This window comes from Sorangium sp. So ce362, from assembly GCF_051519845.1.
In the GTDB taxonomy this organism is placed as follows: Bacteria; Myxococcota_A; Polyangia; order Polyangiales; family Polyangiaceae; genus Sorangium.
Window position 1 is genome coordinate 7,672,473 of the sequence record NZ_CP150332.1, and the last position, 21,056, is coordinate 7,693,528.

At 72.2% G+C, this 21,056-nt stretch carries 19 protein-coding genes; 10 read left to right on the forward strand and 9 right to left on the reverse strand.

Annotated features, from left to right (window positions below):
* The first annotated feature begins 123 nt into the window (after positions 1 to 123).
* The 5 genes from WMF17_RS29255 to tpx all read left to right on the forward strand — a co-directional run bounded on the left by WMF17_RS29255 (position 124) and on the right by tpx (position 5,378).
* Positions 124 to 672, forward strand: coding sequence for a tetratricopeptide repeat protein (locus tag WMF17_RS29255; protein ID WP_437596459.1), 549 nt, complete (start codon positions 124 to 126; stop codon positions 670 to 672).
* Positions 673 to 829: 157 nt separating this feature from the next.
* Positions 830 to 2,182: an endo-1,4-beta-glucanase gene (locus tag WMF17_RS29260; protein WP_437596460.1), complete on the forward strand. Its 1,353-nt coding sequence runs from the start codon at positions 830 to 832 to the stop codon at positions 2,180 to 2,182.
* 353 nt (positions 2,183 to 2,535) lie between these two features.
* Positions 2,536 to 3,831 (forward strand): SGNH/GDSL hydrolase family protein, encoded by a 1,296-nt coding sequence (locus tag WMF17_RS29265; protein ID WP_437596461.1) that lies wholly within the window; start codon positions 2,536 to 2,538, stop codon positions 3,829 to 3,831.
* 413 nt (positions 3,832 to 4,244) lie between these two features.
* On the forward strand, positions 4,245 to 4,616 hold the full coding sequence (locus tag WMF17_RS29270; RefSeq protein WP_437644303.1) for a hypothetical protein: 372 nt from the start codon (positions 4,245 to 4,247) through the stop codon (positions 4,614 to 4,616).
* Between the two features lie 267 nt (positions 4,617 to 4,883).
* Positions 4,884 to 5,378, forward strand: a complete 495-nt coding sequence (tpx, locus tag WMF17_RS29275; protein WP_437644304.1) for a thiol peroxidase — start codon at positions 4,884 to 4,886, stop codon at positions 5,376 to 5,378.
* A gap of 24 nt (positions 5,379 to 5,402) precedes the next feature.
* Here tpx and WMF17_RS29280 read toward each other — a convergent pair whose 3' ends face one another.
* A complete protein-coding gene (locus WMF17_RS29280; RefSeq protein WP_437596463.1) occupies positions 5,403 to 6,872 on the reverse strand; it encodes a cytochrome P450 in 1,470 nt (489 codons plus the stop codon).
* Between the two features lie 244 nt (positions 6,873 to 7,116).
* Here WMF17_RS29280 and WMF17_RS29285 point away from each other — a divergent pair, with 244 nt between their 5' ends.
* On the forward strand, positions 7,117 to 8,100 hold the full coding sequence (locus tag WMF17_RS29285; protein WP_437596464.1) for a 1-acyl-sn-glycerol-3-phosphate acyltransferase: 984 nt from the start codon (positions 7,117 to 7,119) through the stop codon (positions 8,098 to 8,100).
* Between the two features lie 374 nt (positions 8,101 to 8,474).
* Positions 8,475 to 9,005 (forward strand): hypothetical protein, encoded by a 531-nt coding sequence (locus tag WMF17_RS29290; RefSeq protein WP_437596465.1) that lies wholly within the window; start codon positions 8,475 to 8,477, stop codon positions 9,003 to 9,005.
* A 4-nt stretch (positions 9,006 to 9,009) separates the two neighbouring features.
* Here WMF17_RS29290 and WMF17_RS29295 read toward each other — a convergent pair whose 3' ends face one another.
* The 4 genes from WMF17_RS29295 to WMF17_RS29310 all read right to left on the reverse strand — a co-directional run bounded on the left by WMF17_RS29295 (position 9,010) and on the right by WMF17_RS29310 (position 12,342).
* Positions 9,010 to 10,056, reverse strand: a complete 1,047-nt coding sequence (locus WMF17_RS29295; protein WP_437644305.1) for a glycosyltransferase family 4 protein — start codon at positions 10,054 to 10,056, stop codon at positions 9,010 to 9,012.
* A 137-nt stretch (positions 10,057 to 10,193) separates the two neighbouring features.
* Positions 10,194 to 10,592 (reverse strand): 6-pyruvoyl trahydropterin synthase family protein, encoded by a 399-nt coding sequence (locus WMF17_RS29300; RefSeq protein WP_437596467.1) that lies wholly within the window; start codon positions 10,590 to 10,592, stop codon positions 10,194 to 10,196.
* A 9-nt stretch (positions 10,593 to 10,601) separates the two neighbouring features.
* Positions 10,602 to 11,669, reverse strand: coding sequence for a zinc-dependent alcohol dehydrogenase (locus WMF17_RS29305; protein ID WP_437644306.1), 1,068 nt, complete (start codon positions 11,667 to 11,669; stop codon positions 10,602 to 10,604).
* Positions 11,653 to 12,342 carry a RibD family protein gene (locus WMF17_RS29310; RefSeq protein ID WP_437644307.1) on the reverse strand — a complete coding sequence of 230 codons (690 nt, stop codon included), beginning with the start codon at positions 12,340 to 12,342 and terminating at the stop codon, positions 11,653 to 11,655. The genes WMF17_RS29305 and WMF17_RS29310 overlap by 17 nt, the downstream gene beginning before the upstream one ends.
* A gap of 339 nt (positions 12,343 to 12,681) precedes the next feature.
* Between WMF17_RS29310 and WMF17_RS29315 the strand changes: the two genes are divergently transcribed.
* Both WMF17_RS29315 and WMF17_RS29320 read left to right on the forward strand, forming a co-directional pair.
* Entirely contained in the window at positions 12,682 to 13,371 is a 690-nt protein-coding gene (locus WMF17_RS29315; protein WP_437644308.1) for a hypothetical protein, read from the forward strand.
* Positions 13,372 to 13,481: 110 nt separating this feature from the next.
* Positions 13,482 to 14,483, forward strand: a complete 1,002-nt coding sequence (locus WMF17_RS29320; protein WP_437644309.1) for an alpha/beta hydrolase family esterase — start codon at positions 13,482 to 13,484, stop codon at positions 14,481 to 14,483.
* A 33-nt stretch (positions 14,484 to 14,516) separates the two neighbouring features.
* Here the strand turns inward: WMF17_RS29320 and WMF17_RS29325 are convergent, their stop codons facing one another.
* The 4 genes from WMF17_RS29325 to WMF17_RS29340 form a co-directional block, all read right to left on the reverse strand.
* Positions 14,517 to 15,092, reverse strand: coding sequence for a hypothetical protein (locus WMF17_RS29325; protein WP_437644310.1), 576 nt, complete (start codon positions 15,090 to 15,092; stop codon positions 14,517 to 14,519).
* Positions 15,093 to 15,448: 356 nt separating this feature from the next.
* A complete protein-coding gene (locus tag WMF17_RS29330) occupies positions 15,449 to 16,354 on the reverse strand; it encodes a pectinesterase family protein (protein WP_437644311.1) in 906 nt (301 codons plus the stop codon).
* Between the two features lie 779 nt (positions 16,355 to 17,133).
* Entirely contained in the window at positions 17,134 to 19,032 is a 1,899-nt protein-coding gene (locus tag WMF17_RS29335) for a DUF4215 domain-containing protein (RefSeq protein ID WP_437644312.1), read from the reverse strand.
* Between the two features lie 303 nt (positions 19,033 to 19,335).
* Entirely contained in the window at positions 19,336 to 20,247 is a 912-nt protein-coding gene (locus WMF17_RS29340; RefSeq protein WP_437644313.1) for a glutathione S-transferase family protein, read from the reverse strand.
* A 180-nt stretch (positions 20,248 to 20,427) separates the two neighbouring features.
* Here WMF17_RS29340 and WMF17_RS29345 point away from each other — a divergent pair, with 180 nt between their 5' ends.
* Entirely contained in the window at positions 20,428 to 20,892 is a 465-nt protein-coding gene (locus tag WMF17_RS29345) for a DUF3565 domain-containing protein (protein WP_437596476.1), read from the forward strand.
* The last annotated feature ends 164 nt before the right edge of the window (positions 20,893 to 21,056 follow it).

The following is a 21,056-nucleotide window of genomic DNA, read 5'->3' on the forward strand; positions in this document are numbered from 1 at the left end:
CGACGGCACCGACGTCTCCCCCGCCTCGCTGACGCCGGCGGCGCCATCTCTCGTGAGCGGCTCTCCCCTTCTCCTCACTCCGATCGCTACCGCCCACCGCCCCTCCGCGCTACGTTGGCCGCCGTGGACGCACCCCGACCGTCCGGCCCCCGCCGCGCGCTGCTCATCGGCCTCCCCCTCGCCGCGCTCGCCACGGCGGCCTTCTTCTTCATGGACCGCGACGAGCCCCCCGCACCGAAGGCGCGGCCGTCGAGCGCCGAGTCCACCGCAGACACGAGGCCGCAGCGACGCGATGAGCCATCGGCCATCCCCCCCGCGCCGCCGCCGGCCGCCGCCACCATGCGCGCCGCAGCACGGGAGTTGGAAGCAGCGCCAGCCCCGCCGGACACCGACCCCGAGGCCCGTGTCATCGAGCGTATGCGCGCCGCGTTGACGAGCGACCCCGAGGAGGTGCTCCGGCTCGACGACGCCGCGTCGCGCGACTTCGGCGACAGCCCCCGCGTCGCCGAGCGCGGCCTGCTCCGCGTGCGGGCGCTCGTGCGCATGGACCGGACCGGCCAGGCCCGCAGCCTCGCGGAAGACCTCGTCGAACGCTATCCGGACGACCCCTCGGCGAAGAGCGCCGCCGCGTACATGGGGATTCACCCCAGGCCGCGTGGGCCCTCCCGGTAAGGCGAAATACGCTGGCTGCCTTGCAGGAGAGGCGATGACCTCGCCAGGGCCGCTGTGACAATCATCTTGTAGCCATGGCAGAACGTTACGCGCCGAGTCACTGAACCGATTAAGAGATCGGGCTGGCTCGCTCGCGCGTTTCTGGCGATAATCGGCCATGCGCAACTGGCTTCTTCTTGTTGGGGTTCTCCAGCTCACCACGGCTGGACTGGGCTGTGGCGACGGGGCAGGCTACGGCGGCGAGGGCGGCGAGGGCGGCGCGGGCGGCGACCCGGCGGACAGCGGCCCTACCGGCAGCGGCTCCTGGGGCACGGCCGGGCCGACAGGCACGGGCGCCGGCTCGCCCACCGGCACGGGCGCCGGCTCGCCCACCGGCACGGGCGCCGGCTCGCCCACGGGCGGGCCCGCGAGCACGGGCAGCGGCGACCCCGTGGGCAGCAGCACCAGCAGCGGCGGAGAGCCCAGCACCTGCACCGAGGAGGACGTCTGTCCGTTCGACGCAGGGGTCGAGATCGCCTGCCGCCTCCGCTTCATGTACGGCGTCAACTACGCCTGGCGCGACTTCGGCGCCGATTTCGGCGGTCAGTCCCGGTGGAGCCAGGCGGGCATCTCGGGCAAGCGGGGCCAGGTGCTCGCCGATCTCCAGGACATGCGCGCCAACGGCGTCGACGTGGTCCGCTGGTGGATCTACCCCCGCTTCTACGGGGACCAGATCACGTTCGACGGGCAGGGCAACCCGACCGGGCTCGGCGGCACCTCGAAGCAGGACATCCTGGCGGCGCTCGAGCTCGCGGACCAGGCGCAGGTCAACGTGATGTTCACGCTGTTCTCCTTCGACGGCTTCCACAAGACGTCGCACAACCCGCCGAACGGCCTGTCGGTCTGGAGCATGGGGCCCCTCGTCGCGGACGCGGGCCGGCGCGCCCGGCTCATCGAGAACGTCGTCCGGCCCATCGCCCAGACGGTCGCGTCGAGCCCGCACCGCAGCCGCATGCTGGCCTGGGACGTCATCAACGAGCCCGAGTGGGCGATGACCGGGCCGAGCCTCCACGGCGACGACCCGCCGTTCGAGGGGGACTCCAGCAAGTTCGACCTCGTCACGCACCCGCAGATGGAGGCGCTCGCCAAGGAGTCGGCCGCCGTGCTGAGGGGCGAGACCGGCGCGCCCGTGAGCGTCGGCAGCGCCGCGATCAAGTGGGGTCAGGCGTGGACGAAGTCGGACGTCGACTTCTACCAGGTCCACATGTACGGCTGGGTCAACGACCACTTCGCGTACAACAAGCCCCTCTCCGAGTACGGGCTCACGGACAAGCCGGTCGTCATGGGCGAGTTCCCCATCAACATGGCCGAGATGAACGTGGGCTACGACAAGTTCGTGAGCGATCTCTACAACATCGGCTATGCGGGCGCGCTCTCCTGGTCGATCACCGATGGGAACTTCCCCTGGTCGTCCCACAAGACCGCCGTGAAGGCGTTCGCCGATCAGCACCCCTGCGAGACGCGGTACTGAGCACCGGGTGAGCGCCGCTGTCCGCGGCGCCCCGCACCGCTCCATCGAAGCCGAACCTGGCTGTCACGCCGGCGTGGCGAGCTCGTCCCGGACAGGCCAGGCCGCGCCGGTGTGACAGATTGCCCCAGCGTGTGGCGCATTGGCGCATGGGCGCTCGGCGGCGCCCTATCGAGCCCGGCGAGGCCATCTTTCGGGGTGCCGGCGCTCCTTCTCCGCTCCTCCGGCGGCTCATGCCGCCCCCCGGGGCATCTACCGATCTCGGCGTCTCCACGCCCGCATCGCGGAGTCTGGTCCCGGTTCGCAGGGAAAGATTGGTGTTGTGTGCGCCACGGGCCTGCAGCATCCTCCGCCGCATGAAGACAGCTGCTTACACAAGCCTCCCGAAGCTCGCTTTCGCCGTCTGCATCGCCTTGTCGGCGCTGGCCGGGTGCGGGGACGACGATCCGAACGGGACGACGGGCGCAGGCGCATCGACATCGACCAGCGCCTCGGGCGCAGGCGGCGACGGCGGCACCGGCGGCACCGGCGGCGCAGGCGAGGGCGGCGCAGGCGAGGGCGGCGCAGGCGCAGGCGCGACGTCGTCGAGCGCGAGCGGCACCGGCGGGGGAAACCCCTCCGGGGACACCATCCGCTTCATCGGCCGCTTCGACACGACGAAGCCCGAAGGCCCCCGCTTCTCCTGGGCCGGCAGCGCGATCGCCACGCGGTTCTCGGGGACGTCGATCAGCGTCCGCTTCAACGACGCGTCGACCGCGGCGCAATCCAACTTCTTCCAGGTGGTGATCGACGGCGAATCGAAGGGCGTCCTCAAGGTCAACGGAGACGAGGAGCTCTACAAGGTCGCCGAAGGGCTGCCCGACGGCGAGCACGATCTCCTGCTCCACCGCCGGACCGAGCCGCTGGTCGGCGTGACGCAGTTCGTCGAGTTCGTCCCGGAGCAGGGCGAGGCGCTCCTGCCGGTCCCGCCCGCGCCCGAGCGCCGGATCGAGGTGATCGGCGACTCGATCTCCGCCGGCTACGGCGTCGACGGCGCGGACGAGACCTGCCCCTTCACGAGCGACACGGAGAACAACTACCTTGCCTACAGCGCCCTGACGGGCCGGATGCTCGAGGCCGACACCACGATCGTCGCCTGGTCCGGCAGAGGCGTTTACCGGAACTACGACGATGAAGCGGCCGACACCATGCCGAAGATCTACGGCCGGACGATCGCCGACGAGCCGCAGCCCGCATGGGACTTCTCGTCCTGGGTGCCGCAGGTCGTCGTGATCAACCTGGGCACGAACGACTTCAGCATCAACGTCCCGGCCGACGCCCAGTTCCGTGGGCCGTTCACGAACGCCTACGCAGGCCTCGTCGACACGGTCAGGAAGAACTATCCGGACGCGTTCATCTTCTGCACCATCGGGCCCATGCTCAGCGACGGTTTCCCGGAGGGCGCCGAGGCGCTCAGCCGCGCGCGCGACTACATCGGCCAGGTGGTGGAGGACCGGACCGAAAGCGGCGACGATCGGGTGCGCTTCCTCGAGTTCCCCCCGCACGCCAAGGAGACGGATGGGCTCGGCTGCGACTGGCACCCGAGCGCGAAGAAGAACCAGCAGATGGCCCAGCAGCTCTCCGAGGCCATCAGCGAAGAGCTCGGCTGGTAAGAGCAGGGCGACGAGGCGCAGGGACATCGATCCTCCCCTGCGCCCCCAGCCGCGCCGCGGCTCGTCGCTCTCTGCGCTCCACCGAGCAGCCTACCCACCAGAGCGACCTTTTCTCCAGCACCCCGCAGCAGCTCGACGCGCCGAGCCACCGCGGGACGACCGCCGTGCGGCGCCGGAGCATCGTGTCACCGGCGCCTCTCATCCGCTGTGGCACGCCGCTACACCCGCTGCACATCCGGTACAGCGCGCGCGCCACGGCGCGCGAAAACCGATCCGATTTCCTCGCCAAAGCGTGATCAGGATGGCGTTCCAGCCTTGGTACACGCGGTGCATCTCTTTTTATGTCAGAACACCGGGCGGGCGGCGCAGCGGGAAGCGCGTGGGAGTGCCGCCGAGCGAGGAGATGATCCATCATGCAGACCAAGCAAGACGGCTCCCAGCGGGCCACCCGCAGAAGCCACGGACAGGATATCGTGGAGGCAGCGCGCAATAGCGCGAGTCGCGCGGACGATCGCGACGCGTTCATCCCCGACCCGGGGGACGGCCCCACGCAGGGGGTGGACGAGTTCGCCGAGCAGATCGCCGAGCAGTACCTCGCCTCCGCGACGTCGGGCAGGGGCGACACCGCCGAGGATTACGAAGACACGATGGATTCCGAGGAGCTCGGGGGCCCCTTCATCGTCACCACGGCCGAAGAGGAGATGGGGTACAGCAGGGATTCGATGAACCCCGACGACGCCGAGGTCGAGCCGTTCCCCCTGGTCAGCCGCTCGCCCATCGGCTGAGGGTCCAGCGCGAGCGGCGGCTCGCGCTGGTGGGCGCGACCGAGAGCTCGCGCTGACGGATGCGCGCGGCAGCTCTCGCCGGCAAAACGGTCCGACAGCGCATCGCCCACGCGGCAGGTCGACCGGCGCCTCGAAGCCGGCGGCCTGGGTGGATCTGCTTGGCTTCCGCCCTCCGCGCGCTTACGACCGCCGCTGCCGCACAGCTGCGCAGAAACAGCTGCACAGAAACAGCTGCGCAGAAACAGCTGCACAGAGGAGGATACGACCATGGCTCAGACCAAGTTCAAGGGAAGCCCCGTCCACACCGCCGGCGAGCTGCCGTCCGTCGGCGCGACTGCCCCCGATTTCACGCTCGTGAAGAGCGACCTCTCGGAAGGAAGGCTCTCGTCCTATTCCGGCAAGAAGATCCTCAACATCTTCCCGAGCGTCGACACGGGGGTCTGCGCGAAGTCCGTGCGCACGTTCCACGAGCGCGCCGAGAAGCTCCCGGGCGTGACGGTGCTCAACATCTCGGCGGACCTGCCGTTCGCGCACGGCCGCTTCTGCGCGGCCGAGGGCATCAAGAACGCGGAGGGCCTCTCGACCTTCCGGGGCGATTTCGGCGAGAAGTACGGGGTCAAGCTGGTGGACGGGCCGCTCGCCGGCCTGCTCGCGCGCTCGGTCCTCGTGCTCGACGAGCAGAACAAGGTCGTCCACGCGGAGCTCGTCCCGGAGATCGCGCAGGAGCCCGACTACGACGCGGCCCTCGCCAAGGTGCGGTGAGCCGGATCGCGGGCGGCTGCGCCCTCACGTGCACGCGCGCCTGGTGAACCGGATGCGCAGCCCCTCCGGCTGCATCGCGAACGCCATCCGCTCCCGCACCGGCGCGGTGTGATCCGCGAGGTGCACCGTGAAGCTCCGGAGCACCATGCCGACCGTCACGGCGCACTCCAGGAGCGCCATCGAGCGACCCGGGCAGATGCGCGGCCCGCCGCCGAAGGCGAGCGCCATCCTCGGCTCGTGCGGCAGCGTCGCGGGCGCGCCGGCGAGCCAGCGCTCGGGGAGAAACGACTCCGGATCGCCGAAATACTCGCGCTTGCGACCCGCCGCGCGCGTGAGCGCCATGACGCCCGCGCCGGCGGGCACCGCCACGTCGCCCACCGCGGTGTCGTGGTTCGCCTCGAGGCAGAGCAGCGGCGCCGCGGAGCGCAGGCGCAGCGTCTCGTGCGTGACGGCGCTCGTGTACTCGAGGCGCTTGCTCTGCTCGAGCGTCGGGATCAGGGCGGCGCCGAGGACGCGATCCGCCTCCTCGCGGGCGCGCGCCTGCACGTCGGGGCGCGAGCCCAGGTAATAGAGGATCCACGCGAGGGTGTTCGCCGTCGTGTCCTCGCCGGCGAGCAGCATCGTGAGGACGTTCGCGTAGACCTCGGCGTCCGAGAGGCGCGCCTTCGGGTCCTCGCCGTCGCGCGCCGCGATCATGAGCTCCAGGAGCGTCCGCGGGCGGGCGGGCCGGTCCGCGCCGCCCTCGATCTCGCGCCGCGCGGCGGTCACGAGCTCGAGGATGAACCGCTTCACCGCGACCACGGCGCGGTCGTAGGCGCGGTCGGCCGGGAGGCCCAGGTAGCGCCAGTAGGGCAGCGGCGCGAGTATCCGCCGGTTCAGGCCGAGAAAGACGCGCTGGAGGTGCTCCTGGAGCGCGTCCGGCCCGCGGGCGAGCGTGTTGAGATCGCGACCGAAGGCGACCGACGAGGTGACGTCGACCGAGTAGCGCATGAGATCGCCGAGGACGTCGCGCGCGGCGCGCTCGTCGGCCGCCTGCGCCCAGAGGTCGCGCAGCCTGCCCGTGATCTCGCAGATGCTCGGGAAGAAGCTCTCGATGTGCCGCGCGTGGAACGTCGGGTTGATGAGCTGCCGCTGCTTCCGCCACGTGTCCCCGTCCGCCGAGAACAGCCCGACCATGTCCGCCTCGCGCGACACGTCCTCGATGGTGCGCATCCGCCGGAACACCGCGGGGCGGCGGTGGAGCACGTCGCGCACGAGCTCGCCGTCGGCCACGACGAGGATCGGCCGGCGGCCGAGCCGCACGACGAACAGGTCTCCATGGACGCGCCACCATCGCTCGAACTCGAGGTGCCAGCGGTCGGGGTGGATCGCGAGCAGATTGCCGATCACGGGCAGCCCCCTCGGCCCCGGGAGGTCCGCCAGCGCCCGCCGCGGGCGCGCGGGCTCGGCGCCGCGGCGGATGGAGTCATCCATGGCAGGGAGCGTGGCCTTCATGCTCTCTTCATACAGAGCCGGCGCGCCCCGGCGCAAACCCGACAGGCCATGAAGGACGCGCGCTGGTCGCGCGCTGGTAACGCTGGGCCCATCGAGGCAGGCGCGCTCTGCGTCGGCGTCCAACAGCGGCGCCGGTGGGCGTGCGTCGAGGCGCTCGAGGCGGTGCGGATCCGGGCGCCTCGCGATCGGCCGGGCGGGAGCGCGGCGCTGGCGTGGCGGCGTGGGCGCGGGTAGAGACGCGGACATGGCGGAGCCGCTGGAGAGAGAGCTCGCGAGGCTGTCCGGCGAGGAGATGGTGGCGGCGCTCGGCCTCGGCGGGGCGCCCGCGTGGGTGCGCCGCGCGGGGTGCGCGGCCTTCGCGGTGCCGTCGTTGCCGCTCGGGCGGGTGCTCGCGCGGTTCGATCGGCGCACCGGCGAGGCGGGGCTCCACGTGGCGGCGCGGGAGGCGCTCTCCGGCTTCGGCGCGCGGTGGGCGGCCGACGCGGCGCCGCCGTCGCGGGGGGCGCTGCTGGTGGTGTCGAATCACCCCGGGGCCTACGACGCGCTCGCGCTGATGGCGGCGCTCGGCCGGGGGGATCTCATGATCGTCGCGGCCGAGCGGCGGTTTCTGCGGGCGCTGCCTCATGTGAGCCAGCGGCTGCTCTTCGTGCCGATCGACGCGGGCGGCGGCCGGCGCGAGCTCGCGGCGCGGACGGCCGGGGTGCGCCGCGCGCTGCGGCACCTGCGCGGCGGGGGCGCGCTGCTGCACTTCCCGGCGGGTCGCATCGAGGCGGATCCGGCGTTCGCGGGCGCGGGCGAGGCGCTGCTCGGGGCGTGGCACCCGAGCGCCGGGACGCTGCTGCGCGCGGCGGCGGCGGCGGGGGGGCGCGTCGCGGTGGCGGTCGTCTCGGGGGTGCACTCGCCGCGGGCGAAGCGGCTGGCCGTCACGCGGTGGGCCGAGCGCCGCGGGATCAGCACGCTGGCGCCGCTCCTCCAGGTGGCGCTGCCGGGCTTCGGCGACGTCGACGTGCGGGTGCGGCTCGGCGAGGCGCGGGAGGCGGCGGCGGTGGTGGCGGGCGGGAGGGACGATGACGCGGGGCTCACGCGGCGGCTCCGGGAGGAGGCGGCGGCGCTGCTCGCGGGGGACGCGAGGGGCGCGGGGGGCTCACCTCTCCAGCGGCCCTCCAGGCCTTGGGTCCGCTCGCCGGGGGACGACAGAAAACGAGATTGTCCCGGCTGCTGCGGTTGAGTGCATGCAACCGCCTCAAGCGGTCGGCCGACGCCACGGACAGCCAGACATCTGACCAGGAATCCATCGTGCAAGACGAGAGCACGAGAGGACGAGAGCACCGCCACGCGCCACGGCAGTTCGAGCCGATGCGATGAAGCGCACAGGCGAGTCCATTCCCGCGAACAGGACAAAATTGTCGCAACCTGAGCTGATTATCGTCCGAAAGGCGCACGAAAGGTGATGAGGGTCGACGGGAAGACGGATTTCCACACTCCCGGCCCTGATCATTCCCATGGGCTCGCGCAAATTACCGCGGCAAAACGCGCAAATTGGTCGATTTGCAGATTGACTTGTGGATCGACCACGCATGATCCTCACGACTGAGGACACCCATGCTCAGAACACTGCTCGCCACCGCGTTGTTGCTCGCGCCGCTCGGGTGCGGCAGCGACTTCGAGCCGCCGCTGGTCGCGGGGAGAGCCGTGCTCACCCTCGGGGCGAAGCAGTTCTTTCTCGACACGGGCAACAACGGGGAGACCGCGGTCGCGTTCGACGAGGACAATCAGCGCAGCTGGTACACCGATTGTGGGGTGAAAGGCGATGAGTTCGAGGTGATGATCCTCAACAGTCCAATCCGCGAGAAGAAGGGGTTCTGGGGGATCACCCTCCGCGCATCCCACGACATGAGCCAGGACGCCTGGAACGTGTCCGCCAACCTGGGCGACGACGCGCTCAACGGTGTTTGCCAGCTGAACCACAAGACGACGCGCGAGAAGGACCCTTACGAGGGGGAGCTCTCCGTGGCGGCGTGCATCGTGAAGGACCCGACCCCCGACGCGGACGGCCTGCAGGAGGCCCGGTTCGACGCCTTCGTCCGCGCCAAGCGGTGCTTCCTGCGCAATCCCGTCGGCGTCGCGGAATGACGGCTCAGCGCGCCGTCGCCACCCGCGCGAGCACCGCGCGCACCGCGACCGCGGCGCCGTCCCAGGTGGGCAGCGCCGCAGCCCGGAGCAGCGCCGCGCGGCGCATGCTCTCCCGCAACGCCCCGTCCTCGATGAAGCGGGAGAGCGCCCGCACGAGCCCCTCGCCGTCGTCCCACAGCAGCGCCTCGGCGCCGTCCTGCACGACCTCGGCGATCGCGCCGGCGCGGGCGGCGAGCACCGGGACGCCGGCGCGGACCGCCTCGGTGAGCACCATGCCGTAGCCCTCCAGCAACGAGGGCAAGACCAGCGCGTCCGTCTCGGCGAGCGCGGCCGCGAGCGCCTCGTCGTCGAGCACGCCGGGCACCGCGACGCGCGCCCGCAGGTAGGCGGAGCCGGCGATCGCCCGGCGCACCCGCTCGGCATAGGCCGGATCGCGCGCCGCATCGCCGATGAGGCGCAGCGTGGCGCGCGCGCTCCCGACCCGCTCGAACGCCGCGAGCAGCTCCAGCAGCCCCTTGCGCGGGATGAAGCTCCCCACGAACGTGAGCCGCAGCGGGCCGCCGTCCCGCGCGGCGCGGGGGCGCAAGGGGAGCCGGTCCGCGCCCGGCGTCGCCACGTCGACCCGGTCGAGCCCGTGCTCGCGCCGGAGCCGCGCCGCGGTCGTCGCGCTCGTCGCGAGGTGCGCATCGCAGAGCCGGATCACCGCCCCCTCGGCGAGCGAGAGCGCCGCGCGCCGCGGGCCGGGCGGGAGCTCCCAGGCGCTCAGGTGGTGCACGAGGAGCACGCGCGCGATCCGCCGCGGCAGCGCCGCGAACGCCGGCACGAGCTCCGGGAAGCAGAGCTCGTCGCCGACCACGACGGCAGGGTCGATCCGGGCGAGGCGCCGCGCGAGCGCGAGCCCGGCCAGCGCGCGCGACCGCGGCGCCGGGTCGAGGGACACGACCTCCACGACGTCGCCCCGCGACCGCAGCCGCTCGATGACGAGCCGATCGTAGATGTACCCGCCCGTTGTCTGGTCGAGGGCGCCGTAGACGATCCAGGCGATGCGCATGGGTCCGGAGAGCAGCTCGACCTGATATACCCCCCTCGCGACGCGCAGCAACGCGACGCCTGCCCTGGCCCCGCGGCGCGGCTCGCCCGACGCCCGCCCTCGCGGCACGCCCCGCGGGGCTCGCCCGGCGGCGGGCGCTACAGGTCGCGCTCGAAGCCCGCGTACGCCGACGGCGACTCGCGGACGAGCACCCGCAGCGTCGCGCCCGGGTGCGGCGCCTCGTCGGCGGGCAGCTTCGCGATGTCCGCGGCGAGGAGGCCGGCCACGTGCTCGGCCACGCGCTCGGTCGTGGAGGTGCGCCCGGGGAAGGCCTGGTGCTCGTCGAGGTTCTGGTAGTCGATCGTGTCGAGCGCCCGGCGCAGCGCCGCGTGCAGCGCGCCGATGTCCATGACCACGTGGTGCGGGCCGAGCGCCTTCGCGCGGATCTCGACCTCGATGGCGTACGTCGCGCCGTGCATCCGGGTCGCCGGACCGAAGAACGGATCGGAGAAGCTGTGCGCGATCATCACGTGATCGCTGACGCCGAGGAGGAACATGGCAGACCTCTAGGTGGCCTCTCGCGTACCCGATCGCGCGCCGTACTGGAAGACCGTCTGCAGCCTCGCCCCGGGCGCGGCGGCGAGCTCGGCGTACACGGACGGCGCGGCGTCGAACGGGACGGGCGGGTCCAGCAGCGCGTCGAGGGCGGCGTCCTCGAGGAGGGCGCGCACCAGCGCGAAGCGCCGCGCGTGATCCCAGCGGGGCGCGCGCTCGGGCGGGATCGTCGAGACCTGGCTCGCGCGCAGGCGCAGCCGACGGCGGTGGAACTCGGCGCCGAGCGCGACCGGGCTCGTCCGCGCCCCGTAGAACGACGCGACCGTCACCGTCGCCTCGCGCGCCGCGTGCGCGATCGCGCGGTCGAGCTCGCCCGGGTCGCCCGTCGCGGCGATGACGATGTCCGCGTCGCCGCGCGGCCGGTCGTCCTCCGGCCGGATCGCCGCGGCAGCGCCGAGCGCGAGGCCGGCCAGGCGCCGCCGCTCGCTCGGCTCGATCAGCCGCACCGCTGCCCCGGCGCGCCGCGCGAGCGCCACGACGAGCAGCCCGACGACGCCGCCCCCGAGCACCACCACGGCGTCCCCGAGGCCCACCCCCGCGTCCCACACGCACGTGATCGCCGTCTCGAGGTTCGCGGCCAGCACCGCGCGCTCGCCCGGGATCGCGCGGGGCAGCGCGCGCGCCGCGCCCGGCCCGAGCAGGTGCAGATCGCCGTGCGGCGCGAGCGCGAAGACGCGGTCGCCCAGGCCGAGCGCCACGCCCTCGCCGCGGGCGACGACCTCGCCCACCCACGCATAGCCGTAACGGCGCGGGTAGGTCGGCGCGCCCGGCGCGTCGAGCGAGGGATCGAACGGCGTCGGCCCCTCGCCGCGGAAGAGCAGGAGCTCGGTCCCCTGGCTGACGCCCGAGGCGACCGCTCGCGCCACGACCTCGCCGGCCCGGGGCTCGCGCGGCGGGGCGCCCCGGCGCACCTCGACGAGGCCGGGCCGGACGAACCAGAGCTCACGGGCGGGCGGCGCGGGCATCTCCGGCGGCGCGGGCATCTCCGGCGGCGCGGGATCGTCAGTCGGGATAGGCAACTTTCCCTCGCAAGAGCAGGTTGCTCCCCAGGAGCTCGAGCGCCGTCTCCCGCAGGTCGATCGCCGACGCGGGCGACGCCTCTCCCAGGGCGCCGACCGCGGGGATCGCCGTATCACCGAGCAGGCGCGGCGCGATCTCGACCTCCGCGCGGTCGGCGAGCCGCGCGCGCAGGAACGAGGTGAGCACGGCGCCGCCCCCCTCGACGAGCAGCCGCCGCACGCCGCGCGCATGGAGCTCGGCGAGGGCGTGCGGCAGCGAGACGCGGTCGTGGTCGTCCGCGGGCACGACGACCACCTCCGCGCCGTGCTCCTCTAGCCGCGCGCGCGCAGCGTCCAGCGCGCGGCCTGCCGCGCCGAGGACGAGCACGCGCCCGCCGGCCGGCTGCCCTCGGCTGGACGACCGCAGCAGGCGCGCCCCCTCCGGCACGCCGAGGGCGCTCGCCAGCACGACGCGCATCGGCTGCGGGCCCTCGCACAAGCGTACGGTCAGCAGGGGATCATCGATCACGACGGTGCGGATCCCGACGAGCACCGCGTCGTGCTCCGCGCGCGCCCGGTGGGCGTGCTCGAGCCCCGCGGGCGTGCTGATCTCGACGCGCTTGTCGAGGGTCGCGATGCGGCCGTCGAGCGTCTGGGCGAAGTGGAGCGTGACCACCGGGCGCGGAGGGCTCATGGCGTGCTCGCGGGCGCCCGCGCGGCGCGGCTGACCGCGCGCGCCGCGCGGGCGTTGGGGGACGGCGTCTTCGTCCCGAGCCGGAAATCGAGCCTCCGCGCCACGGCGCCACTCTAGAACAGAACGCCTTATCCGGGGAGGAGGGCGCGCCCTGAGGAGCGCGCGGCGCTCGCGCCGGATGAGCAGGGCCCCCGGGTTGCCCGTCTGAACTTGTACCCCGTCTCCGAGCGCCTTCATGCCCACGACGGAAGCCTTCATGCCCGCGACGGAAGCCTTCGCGAAGGCGGCGGGGCCAGAGCTCGCTTGCCGCGCCGGTCCGGGCGCCTTAAGCGAGCCCTGGTGCCCATCGGCTGGCCAGATCTCTCGGCGCGCTGCGACCGCGCGGGTATCCCGCTGCGCGGCGGCTTCCACCCCCTCGACGCCGACGGCGTCCCCGCGGCCGGAGGCCTCGCCGCGGGGACGCTCGTCCTGCTCGGCCATGCCGGCCCGTCCATGTGGCGCGCCTTCTCCCGCGCTCGCGCGCAGGCCCCCGATCTCGCGCTCGACGACTGGACCCTCGCGGTGGTCTCCGCGCTCGCCGCGGAGCTCGGCGCGGCCGCGCTGTTCCCCTGCACCGGCCCTCCGTACTGGCCTTTCCAGCGCTGGGCGCAGCGGGCCGAGCCGGTGTACCCGTCGCCCCTCGGCATCCTCATCCACCCGCGGTTCGGCCTCTGGCACGGGTATCGCGCCGCCCTCGTCTTCGCCGAGCGGCTGTCGCTCCCGCCGCGCGAGGCCCCGCCGAGCCCCTGCGCGTCCTGCGCCGACAAGCCCTGTCTTGGCGCCTGCCCCGTCTCCGCGTTCTCGCCCCGCAGCTACGATGTCGCCGCCTGCGTCGGCCGCCTCGACGCCGAGCCCGCCGGGGCGTGCATGACCGGAGGGTGCCTGTCGCGCCGCGCGTGCCCGGTCGGGCAAGAGCACATCTATCCCGACGAGCAACGCCGCTTCCACATGCGCGCGTTCCGCCGCGCCGCGCCGCCCGCGGGACGCTAGACCAGAGCGCCGCGTCGCCCGAAGCCGCGAAGCGGGGGCACGACGCACCCGGCGTGCAGGACGCGATCGCAGGTGACAGCACGGGACCGCTGGCAGATAGTGAGCCCGCCATGCTCCAGCGCCCCCTGCCAGCCCTGATCGCCTCGCTCTCTCTCGTGGTCGCGTGCAGCAGCGACAACCCCGGCGCGGGCGGTGGAGGCGCAGGCGGCGCGATCTCCCAGGACGGGGGCGGCGGCGGCGCAGGCGGCGCGGCATCCGGTGCGTCGGGCAGCACAGGCAGCGGCGCCGGCGCGGGCGGCGGCGGCACGTCCGGCAGCGGGAGCGCACAGGGGAGCTCGACAGCCAGCAGCGGCGGTGGCTCCGGCGGCGCGAGCCCGACGCCGAGCGCCGGCTGCGACAAGGACGCCTCGCAGCCCCTCGCGCAGTGGGTCGCGCAACCCGACCTGAACATCGAGTCGGTCGATCGGAAGTGGTGGGTATGGCTGCCCGCGAAGTACGACCCGACGCGAGCCTACCCGGTGGTGTTTCTCTTTCATGGCTGCAGCTCGGGCGACAACAACGTGCCGATGCAGCGCCAGACAGGGGAGGACGCCATCCTGGTGCGCGGCGTCGGCGTGTCGAGCAACACCTGCTGGGACGCGTCCGCGAACGGCCCCGACGTCGCTTTCTTCGATCGGATGCTCGACGCCGTGCTCCAGGATCACTGCGCCGACGCGTCGCGCGTCTTCGCGGCCGGTTACAGCAGCGGCGCGTGGCTCATCAACACGCTCGAGTGCCGTCGCGGCGACAGGCTGCGCGCCGCCGGGTCGGTGGCGGGCGGCGCGGTGAACCCCCGCGACTGCGTCGGACAGGTCGCGCGCATCTTCGTGCACGACGCGAACGACAGGGACAACGACATCAGCGGCAGCGTTGTCGAGCGCGACCGCCTGCTCGAGGCCAATCACTGCGACGCCGAGCGCGAACCGGTGCCCGAGGCGCCGTCGCCGTGCGTGCGCTATCAGGGCTGCGACGAGGGGTACCCGGTGATCTGGTGCGAGACAAGCGGACAGGGCCACGATCGCCAGGACGCCCTCGCGCCCGCTGCGTTCTGGGGCCTGTTCACCGAGCTCTGAGCCGGAAACGAGCGACGCGCAGCTCCGCGCCGGTCAGCGCGGGCTGCACTGCACCACGCAGATGGCCGAGGCGCCCTTCGCACGCGCGCTCGCCTCGCACGACCGCTTGGCTTGCTGCGAGGCCAGGAAGCGGTCCTTCCCTCCGCCGTTGCCGAACACCATCTGATAGTTGCAGGCGCCCGCAAAGCCGCAGACGCGCACGGATGCGCTCGCCGTGCACCACCAGGACGCCCCGCCCGTCGCGCTACCGCTGCTGGGGCCTCCGTTCGAGGAGCCCTCGCTCGGCGCGGTGGGCGTCCGCCCCCCAGCCAGCGAGGGCGTCGGCGCTTCGCCCTTCCCGTCGTCGCCGGAGGGCGACGCGACATCGCCCGCCACCTCATCGGCCTCCAGGTCCGGGCGGAGCGGGGTGCTCGTCGACGCGGGCGGCACGGGCAGCAGGGGCGAGCCGCCGCCCGTCGTCGACACGTCGGAGAGCACGGGCTCGCCGACCGCTTGCTCCGGCTCCGCGCTCGCCACCAGGTACACCGCGCCGCCGATCACGACGAGGGCGCCCACGCCGAGCGCGAACAACCCGCCCACGACGGCGAGCACGATCACGAGCGGCGACACGCCGGGCTTCGGACGCTGCGGAGGGGGCGGAGGAGGAGGGTAGTAAGGCGGCCGCTGGGGAGGATAGTAAGGCGGCGGCGGCGGACGGTTCTGAGGATGCCCATGACCGAACATCCCGCAGTCGTAGCGCAACGGAGCCGTCCGCGCTGCGTGGGATACTTGCTCACGCTGTCGGCGAACGACGGTTCACGAGGCGACCGAGGCCGCCCGCACGCCGGCCTTGCCGCGCGCGCGCCTTCGCCGGCTCGGCGGGGGGAGGATCGGACCGGGGGCTCATCCCCCGCCTCGTCGCGCTCCCGGCGACGCAGAGGCCGACGTCGTTGGTCGTGAGCGACAAGGGCTGACGAGCGGCGCTCTCAGTCCGCAAAAGTGGGTGTCCAGGGCGCGAGCATGTTCTCGACCGTATAGCTTGCAGCCTCGGCCGCGCTGAGCTGCTTGGACTCGCGGGCTCGCTCGCTCGGCCTCGCGCCGGGTCCCGTGGTCATGTGCTCGGCGAAGCGCGCTGTCGCGAGCGTGTTTTCGCTCATGCGGACCCATCCGACGGCCGAGATGTGCGCGCCGAGCTCGGTTCCGAGGTAGGTGGCCGCGCCGTAGGGTCTCCAGTTGCGACCGAGGGCGATCGAACCGGACCTGATCGATCCGGCCGCCGTGGCCTTTCCTCCGAGGAACACGATTCCGAAGGGAATGGATGCGTCCGTGCTCGGCGCGGTGATCGCCGTCCCGCTCGCGACGTTATGGACCGTACAGTCCTCGAACACGGCCGTGGCGCCTCCGAAGATGAAGTCGACGGTGCCCTCGATGTAGCAATCCCTGAAGTACTGCGATCCGTTCTTCACATAGAGCGTGTCCTGATAACCGATGGCCCGGCAGCGACGGAACTGCACGCGACTGCCGGAAACGAGGAGCGCCACGGCCTGCACGCCTGGGCCCGTGCTGTTGGCGAAGGTGATGTTCTCGGCGGAGACGTCGTTCGCGGAGATATTGACGCTGAAGCTCCCCGAGGTGCCCAGCGTGCCCCCTGCGCCGTTCGAGGTGTTCGCGCTATCGCCGTAGGTGAGCACGGTCGTCTCGGCCTGACCTGTCTGGCCGCAGAGCGTCACGTGGGGACGGTCGACGACGAGCTTCTCGGCGTAGGTCCCGGGGGCGATGCGAAGGATGGTGGGCGTCGTGTTCGACCTGGCGACGCTGTTGATCGCGGCCTGAATCGAGGTGAAATCACCCGAGCCATCTCGGTTCACCTCGATGAGCGGCCCCCTCGTCACGCTGTTGCAGTCGGACGTACCGCTGCCGCCGCCTGAACCACCTGCGCCTGAACCACCTGTGCCTGAACCACCTGCGCCTGAGCCGCCGGTCCCCGAGCTTCCGCCGGTACCGCTCGCGGGGCCGCGACACAGGCAATGGTCGGACTGGTGCCCCGAGTCGCACGACACGGGCGGGAGCGCCTCGTCGGCGCCGCAGCTTCCCTCGAGGTTCTCGGAGGCGGCCTCACAGGCGAGACCTGCGGCTGCGCACACCGCCGTGCAGCCGCTCCCGTCCTGGAAGACGGCGCCGCAGAAATCCTCGCCCGAGGTGCAAAGCTCGAAGCCGGCCGCTTCGATCCGTGAGCAATCGACGGGCGCGCCGGCGCTCCCGCCGGTGCCTGCGCCTCCCGAGCCCCCGGGCGACACCGTACCGCCGCTCCCCGTCGTGCCGCTCGATGGCCCGCCGGACGCGGCGGACGAGCCGCCTCCGGCGGGCGCGGCCAGATCATCGGGGCCTTGCTCGCTCGAACAGGCGAACGAGGCGAATGAGCAAAAGAGAGCGAGAAGCGACGGGAGCGCGAGACAGGAGCCAGGACGCGACATAGGGGAGTTCTCCAGAACGCAGGCAGGGGGCGTGTCAGGTGCACCTCAGCGAGCGGATGCGAGGCGAGCCGGCGGCGGACGCGTCCGCAGGAGCCAAGGGGCGAGCGAGCGACGGATCTCCAGCGCTCCCCAGCTCGCGCGCCGCCGTCCAGCTGCTCGTTTTGAGCGGGCATGGCGAGGGGCGCGCCTCCGCCGGCTCAGCGGGGGACGAGGTTGCGGCAGCCGCTGCCGCAGGCGTCGCCGTCGCGGTTGTTGCCATCGTCGCACTCCTCGACATCCTGCACGATGCCATCGCCGCAGAACTCGCCGAGCTGGCAGCTCGGTCCGCACTCGCCATAGCCGCCGTCGTTCACGCCGTCGTCGCACTGCTCGCCCAGGCCGACGACGCCATCGCCGCAGATCGCGGTGCACTCGCTGCGCGCCGTCGCGAAGCCCTGCAGCGTGAGCTTGAACGTCGACGCCGCGGTCTGGCGCTCGGCGTGGAACACGGCGATCTGATAGACGCCGCCGTCCACGAGGCCGAGGTCGACGTTCCGCGTCGGGATGACGTCGTCCTCTCCTCCGGCGTAGGTCACCCGGCCTGCCCCGCTTCCGCCAATGACGAGGTGCCCGGTGACGGCGCTGTGGATGCCGCCCACGTCGACCGCGAGGCGATCGTTGATGAACACCCACACGTCGTCGTCGCCGGTGAAATCGAGCACGTACTCCTCGCCCGCCGTGTACTGGAACCAGTAGCGGATCTCGCTCGTGAAGTGGAAGTTGTGGTCCGGGGTGCCATCCTCTTTCAACCAGCTCCCGTCCCCGTAGCTCGGGAAGATATCGGCCGGGACGCGCTCGGCCGCCGGGGTGAAGCGATCGCTGTCGACCGGAAAGAACAGCGGGTTCCCGTCGTAGGTGGCGTCCACGTACCTCGCCCAGTAGACCCCGCCGCGCGCCTCGCAGCTGTGGAACTCGGGGCTGTCGATATCGCCGCAGGCCGCGGTGTTCTCGGTCGTCGAGGTACAGGGCTCCCCGTCCTCCTCGTTACCGACGTTGCCGCAATAGTGCGCGCTCTCCGGGGACAGCAGGGTCCACGGCTCGCCGTCCGCGCCCCAGCGGTTCACGAAGCGACCATCGCCGGTGTCCCACAGCGTGAGGGTGGCGACCGTGGTGCTGTTGGTGCCGGGCACGTCGTGGTACCAGTCGGCGAAGCTCTGCACGCTCGTGACCAGGCTGTTCGCGACCGCCATGTGCGCAGGCTTCTTCTCGGCGTCGAGCCGGTTCGCGACCATGCCGAAGACCGGCACGCTGCGGCCGGGACCCTTCGGCTCGAAGTCGGGGTGGGCCGCCCGGAAGTCGCGGAACACCACCGGCACAGCCATGGATCCCGAAGGCTGGGGCACGGCGCAGCGATACCCGGGCTCTGTCGTGCAGGCCCCGGAGCACCCGTCGCCGTCGATGTTGTTGCCGTCGTCGCAGTCCTCCCCGAGCACGAGGCCGTCTCCACAGCGGGAGGCGCAGGAGCCCGCGGAGCAATCGGGCTCGGCCTGACACGTCGAGGAGCAGCCATCGAAGGGCATCGTGTTGCCGTCTTCGCAGCTCTCGGCCCCCTCCTGGGCGTCGTCGCCGCAGGTCGTCTCGGTGCAGGCGCTCGGGCTGCCGCCGCATTTGTAGCCCACCTCCACCTTGCAGGTCGGCGAGCAGCCGTCGCCCGGCTCGGTGTTGGCGTCGTCGCAGAGCTCCGGAAACACCACGGCACCGTCCCCGCAGCGGGCGGCGCGGGTGCAGGCAGCGCCGGGCCTGGGGCAGGACCAGCCCGGCTCGACCGAGAGGCAATCTGCGGGGCAACCGTCGCCTCCCGCGAGGTTGCTGTCGTCGCAGGCTTCGTCCGAGGTCAGGATCCCGTCACCACAACGGAATGTGGCGCCGTTGTCGCCGATACCGAAGTCGCCGCCGCCGAGCCCGCCGCCGGTGCCGGTGTTGTCCCCGGCGCCCGAGCCACCGCCGCCGGGGATGCCCGTGCTGTTGCTCACGCCGGACGCAGAGCAGCTCGCCAGCACGGCAAGGCTGCTCGCGATGGTGATCGTCGACCCAAGCCACGAAGCACGAGCACGCATGACCCGCTCCTTTCGGCCGCGCCCCCGATCGCTCGGGACGCGTGAAGCGGCCGCAGTCTTCCACGCGGATGCCCTGAACTCGAGCCCCTCGTGCGCCGAGCCGACGCCCGCACGATCGTGGCGTGGAGGATACGCCTTCGCCGCGCGGAGAAATCCCGACACAGCGTTGTTTTTCTGCGAGGGTGGATCGCAGAGGGCTCTTGATCAACCAGGTATGCAGCGTGGCTGTATGATGGGGCGGAGGCCGCGAGGGGCTTGCTTTTCGGATCCCTTCTCATCGCGCGCCTGACACCTCGGCGCGGCTCACTGCTTCGTGATGCGATACCCCGCGCGCGGGAAGTGCAGCGCGATCTCGCCCACGGCCGGATCGTGGCGCCGGACCGTGATCTCGGAGGCCGAGAGCCGCACGACGACGCCCCGGCTCTCGTCTGGACCGTAATCGTCGGCCGCGATCGCCACCGCATCTCCCGGCCGGAGGCCCTCTCCTGCCGCGATCTCCCCGCCTGCGACGTCGGCCGGCTCGGACGCCCGGGCGCCCGCGAGCGCCTCGGCGGCGCTCATCGGTCGAGGGTCGCCCGGGCCGAAGGCCTCGATGCGCGCGAGCCACGCCGCGAGCGCCGGACGCGCCTCGACCGCCGCGAACAGCCTCACGCCTTGTTTCATGAACCACACCGGGTGGAAGCACGCCGCGTCCGCGATCGAGAACGCGTCGCCCAGCAGGAAAGGCCGGTCGCGCAGCTGGCCGTCCAGGCGATCGAGCGACAGCAGCGCCTGACCCAGGGCGTGCGGCGCCGCCCCGAAGATCGCGTCCTTGCTCAACGCCGGCGACATCGCCGCGCGATCCGCGAGGATGCCGGGCGGCAGGACAGGAAACAGCTCGACGACCACCGGCGGCACGATCTGCTGCATCAACCGGTGGTCCGCCCAGTCCTCGATCAGCCCGGCCAGCCCGGCCTCCCCGGGCGGGAAGCAGGCAGGCTCCGGCCGTAGCTGCTCCAGGCGCCGCGCGATGCACGCCGTGTCGCAATAGACGTCCGCGCCGATCTGCATGACCGGGATCCGCCGGTAACCGCCGGTGAGCGGCGTCAGCTCCGGCTTCGGCGCCGTCATCGGCTGTTCGACCGAGCGCCACGCGATCTTCTTGTATGCGAGGCTCCGGCGGATCTTCTCGGCGAAGAGCGACAGGGGATAGTGGTGGAGAACGATCTCGGCCATGGGAAAACCTCGCGTCGGGGCGACCTTCTCTGGTCGACGCTCATCCTGGACAGCGCGCCGCGCGCCGTTCCTGGAGGATCTTGCGATCTTTGAGCCATCGCCGGAGGCGCTCGGCAGAGCGCCCGCCAGGCCGGCGGAAGCCGGCGTGACACCCGTCCTCGGATCGGGTAGCTCGACGCCATGCATCGAGCGATCACGGGCTACCATCGGGACGACGCGAACGACTGGGTGGCCGAGCTGAGCTGCGGTCACGGCCAGCACGTCCGGCACACCCCGCCCTTCATGGTGCGCCCCTGGGTGCTCACGCCCGAGGGCCGTGCGTCCATGCTCGGAACCGAGCTCGACTGCGTGCGTTGCGATCGGCTGGAGATGCCCGACGGGATGGTCGCGTACAGCCGGACGGCCGAGTTCGACGAGGGCACGATCCCGGGCGGCCTGAGAAAGAACCACACGACCAAGCCCGGTGTGTGGGGCGTGATCCACGTCGTCTCGGGGCAGCTCCGCTATCACATCGACGGGCTCGGCGGTCGCGAGATGCTGCTGGATCCGGAGTCCCCGGGGATCGTCGTGCCAGAGGTGCTGCACCACGTCGACCTCCACGGTCCAGTCCGGTTCTTCGTGGAGTTTTACCGCAAGGCAGGGTGACCTCGATCGGCCGGCCGCGTCGATTATCGGTAGAGCGTCGCATTTCCAGGAGAGTGAACGAGCCTCATAAGGTTCTATGCCCGAGCCAGCGCGCGCAACGTGACTGTACGCTGCACGGCAAGCTGCACGCGAACAGCACGGCAAGCTGCACGCAAACAGCACGC

Bases quoted from the DNA above. Each gene is read 5' to 3' on its own strand.
- WMF17_RS29260 (WP_437596460.1), top strand. From the start codon at position 830: ATGCGCAACTGGCTTCTTCTTGTTGGGGTTCTCCAGCTCACCACGGCT.
- WMF17_RS29265 (WP_437596461.1), top strand. From the start codon at position 2,536: ATGAAGACAGCTGCTTACACAAGCCTCCCGAAGCTCGCTTTCGCCGTC.
- WMF17_RS29270 (WP_437644303.1), top strand. From the start codon at position 4,245: ATGCAGACCAAGCAAGACGGCTCCCAGCGGGCCACCCGCAGAAGCCAC.
- tpx (WP_437644304.1), top strand. From the start codon at position 4,884: ATGGCTCAGACCAAGTTCAAGGGAAGCCCCGTCCACACCGCCGGCGAG.
- WMF17_RS29280 (WP_437596463.1), bottom strand. From the start codon at position 6,872: ATGAAGGCCACGCTCCCTGCCATGGATGACTCCATCCGCCGCGGCGCC.
- WMF17_RS29285 (WP_437596464.1), top strand. From the start codon at position 7,117: ATGGCGGAGCCGCTGGAGAGAGAGCTCGCGAGGCTGTCCGGCGAGGAG.
- WMF17_RS29290 (WP_437596465.1), top strand. From the start codon at position 8,475: ATGCTCAGAACACTGCTCGCCACCGCGTTGTTGCTCGCGCCGCTCGGG.
- WMF17_RS29295 (WP_437644305.1), bottom strand. From the start codon at position 10,056: ATGCGCATCGCCTGGATCGTCTACGGCGCCCTCGACCAGACAACGGGC.
- WMF17_RS29300 (WP_437596467.1), bottom strand. From the start codon at position 10,592: ATGTTCCTCCTCGGCGTCAGCGATCACGTGATGATCGCGCACAGCTTC.
- WMF17_RS29310 (WP_437644307.1), bottom strand. From the start codon at position 12,342: ATGAGCCCTCCGCGCCCGGTGGTCACGCTCCACTTCGCCCAGACGCTC.
- WMF17_RS29320 (WP_437644309.1), top strand. From the start codon at position 13,482: ATGCTCCAGCGCCCCCTGCCAGCCCTGATCGCCTCGCTCTCTCTCGTG.
- WMF17_RS29335 (WP_437644312.1), bottom strand. From the start codon at position 19,032: ATGCGTGCTCGTGCTTCGTGGCTTGGGTCGACGATCACCATCGCGAGC.
- WMF17_RS29340 (WP_437644313.1), bottom strand. From the start codon at position 20,247: ATGGCCGAGATCGTTCTCCACCACTATCCCCTGTCGCTCTTCGCCGAG.
- WMF17_RS29345 (WP_437596476.1), top strand. From the start codon at position 20,428: ATGCATCGAGCGATCACGGGCTACCATCGGGACGACGCGAACGACTGG.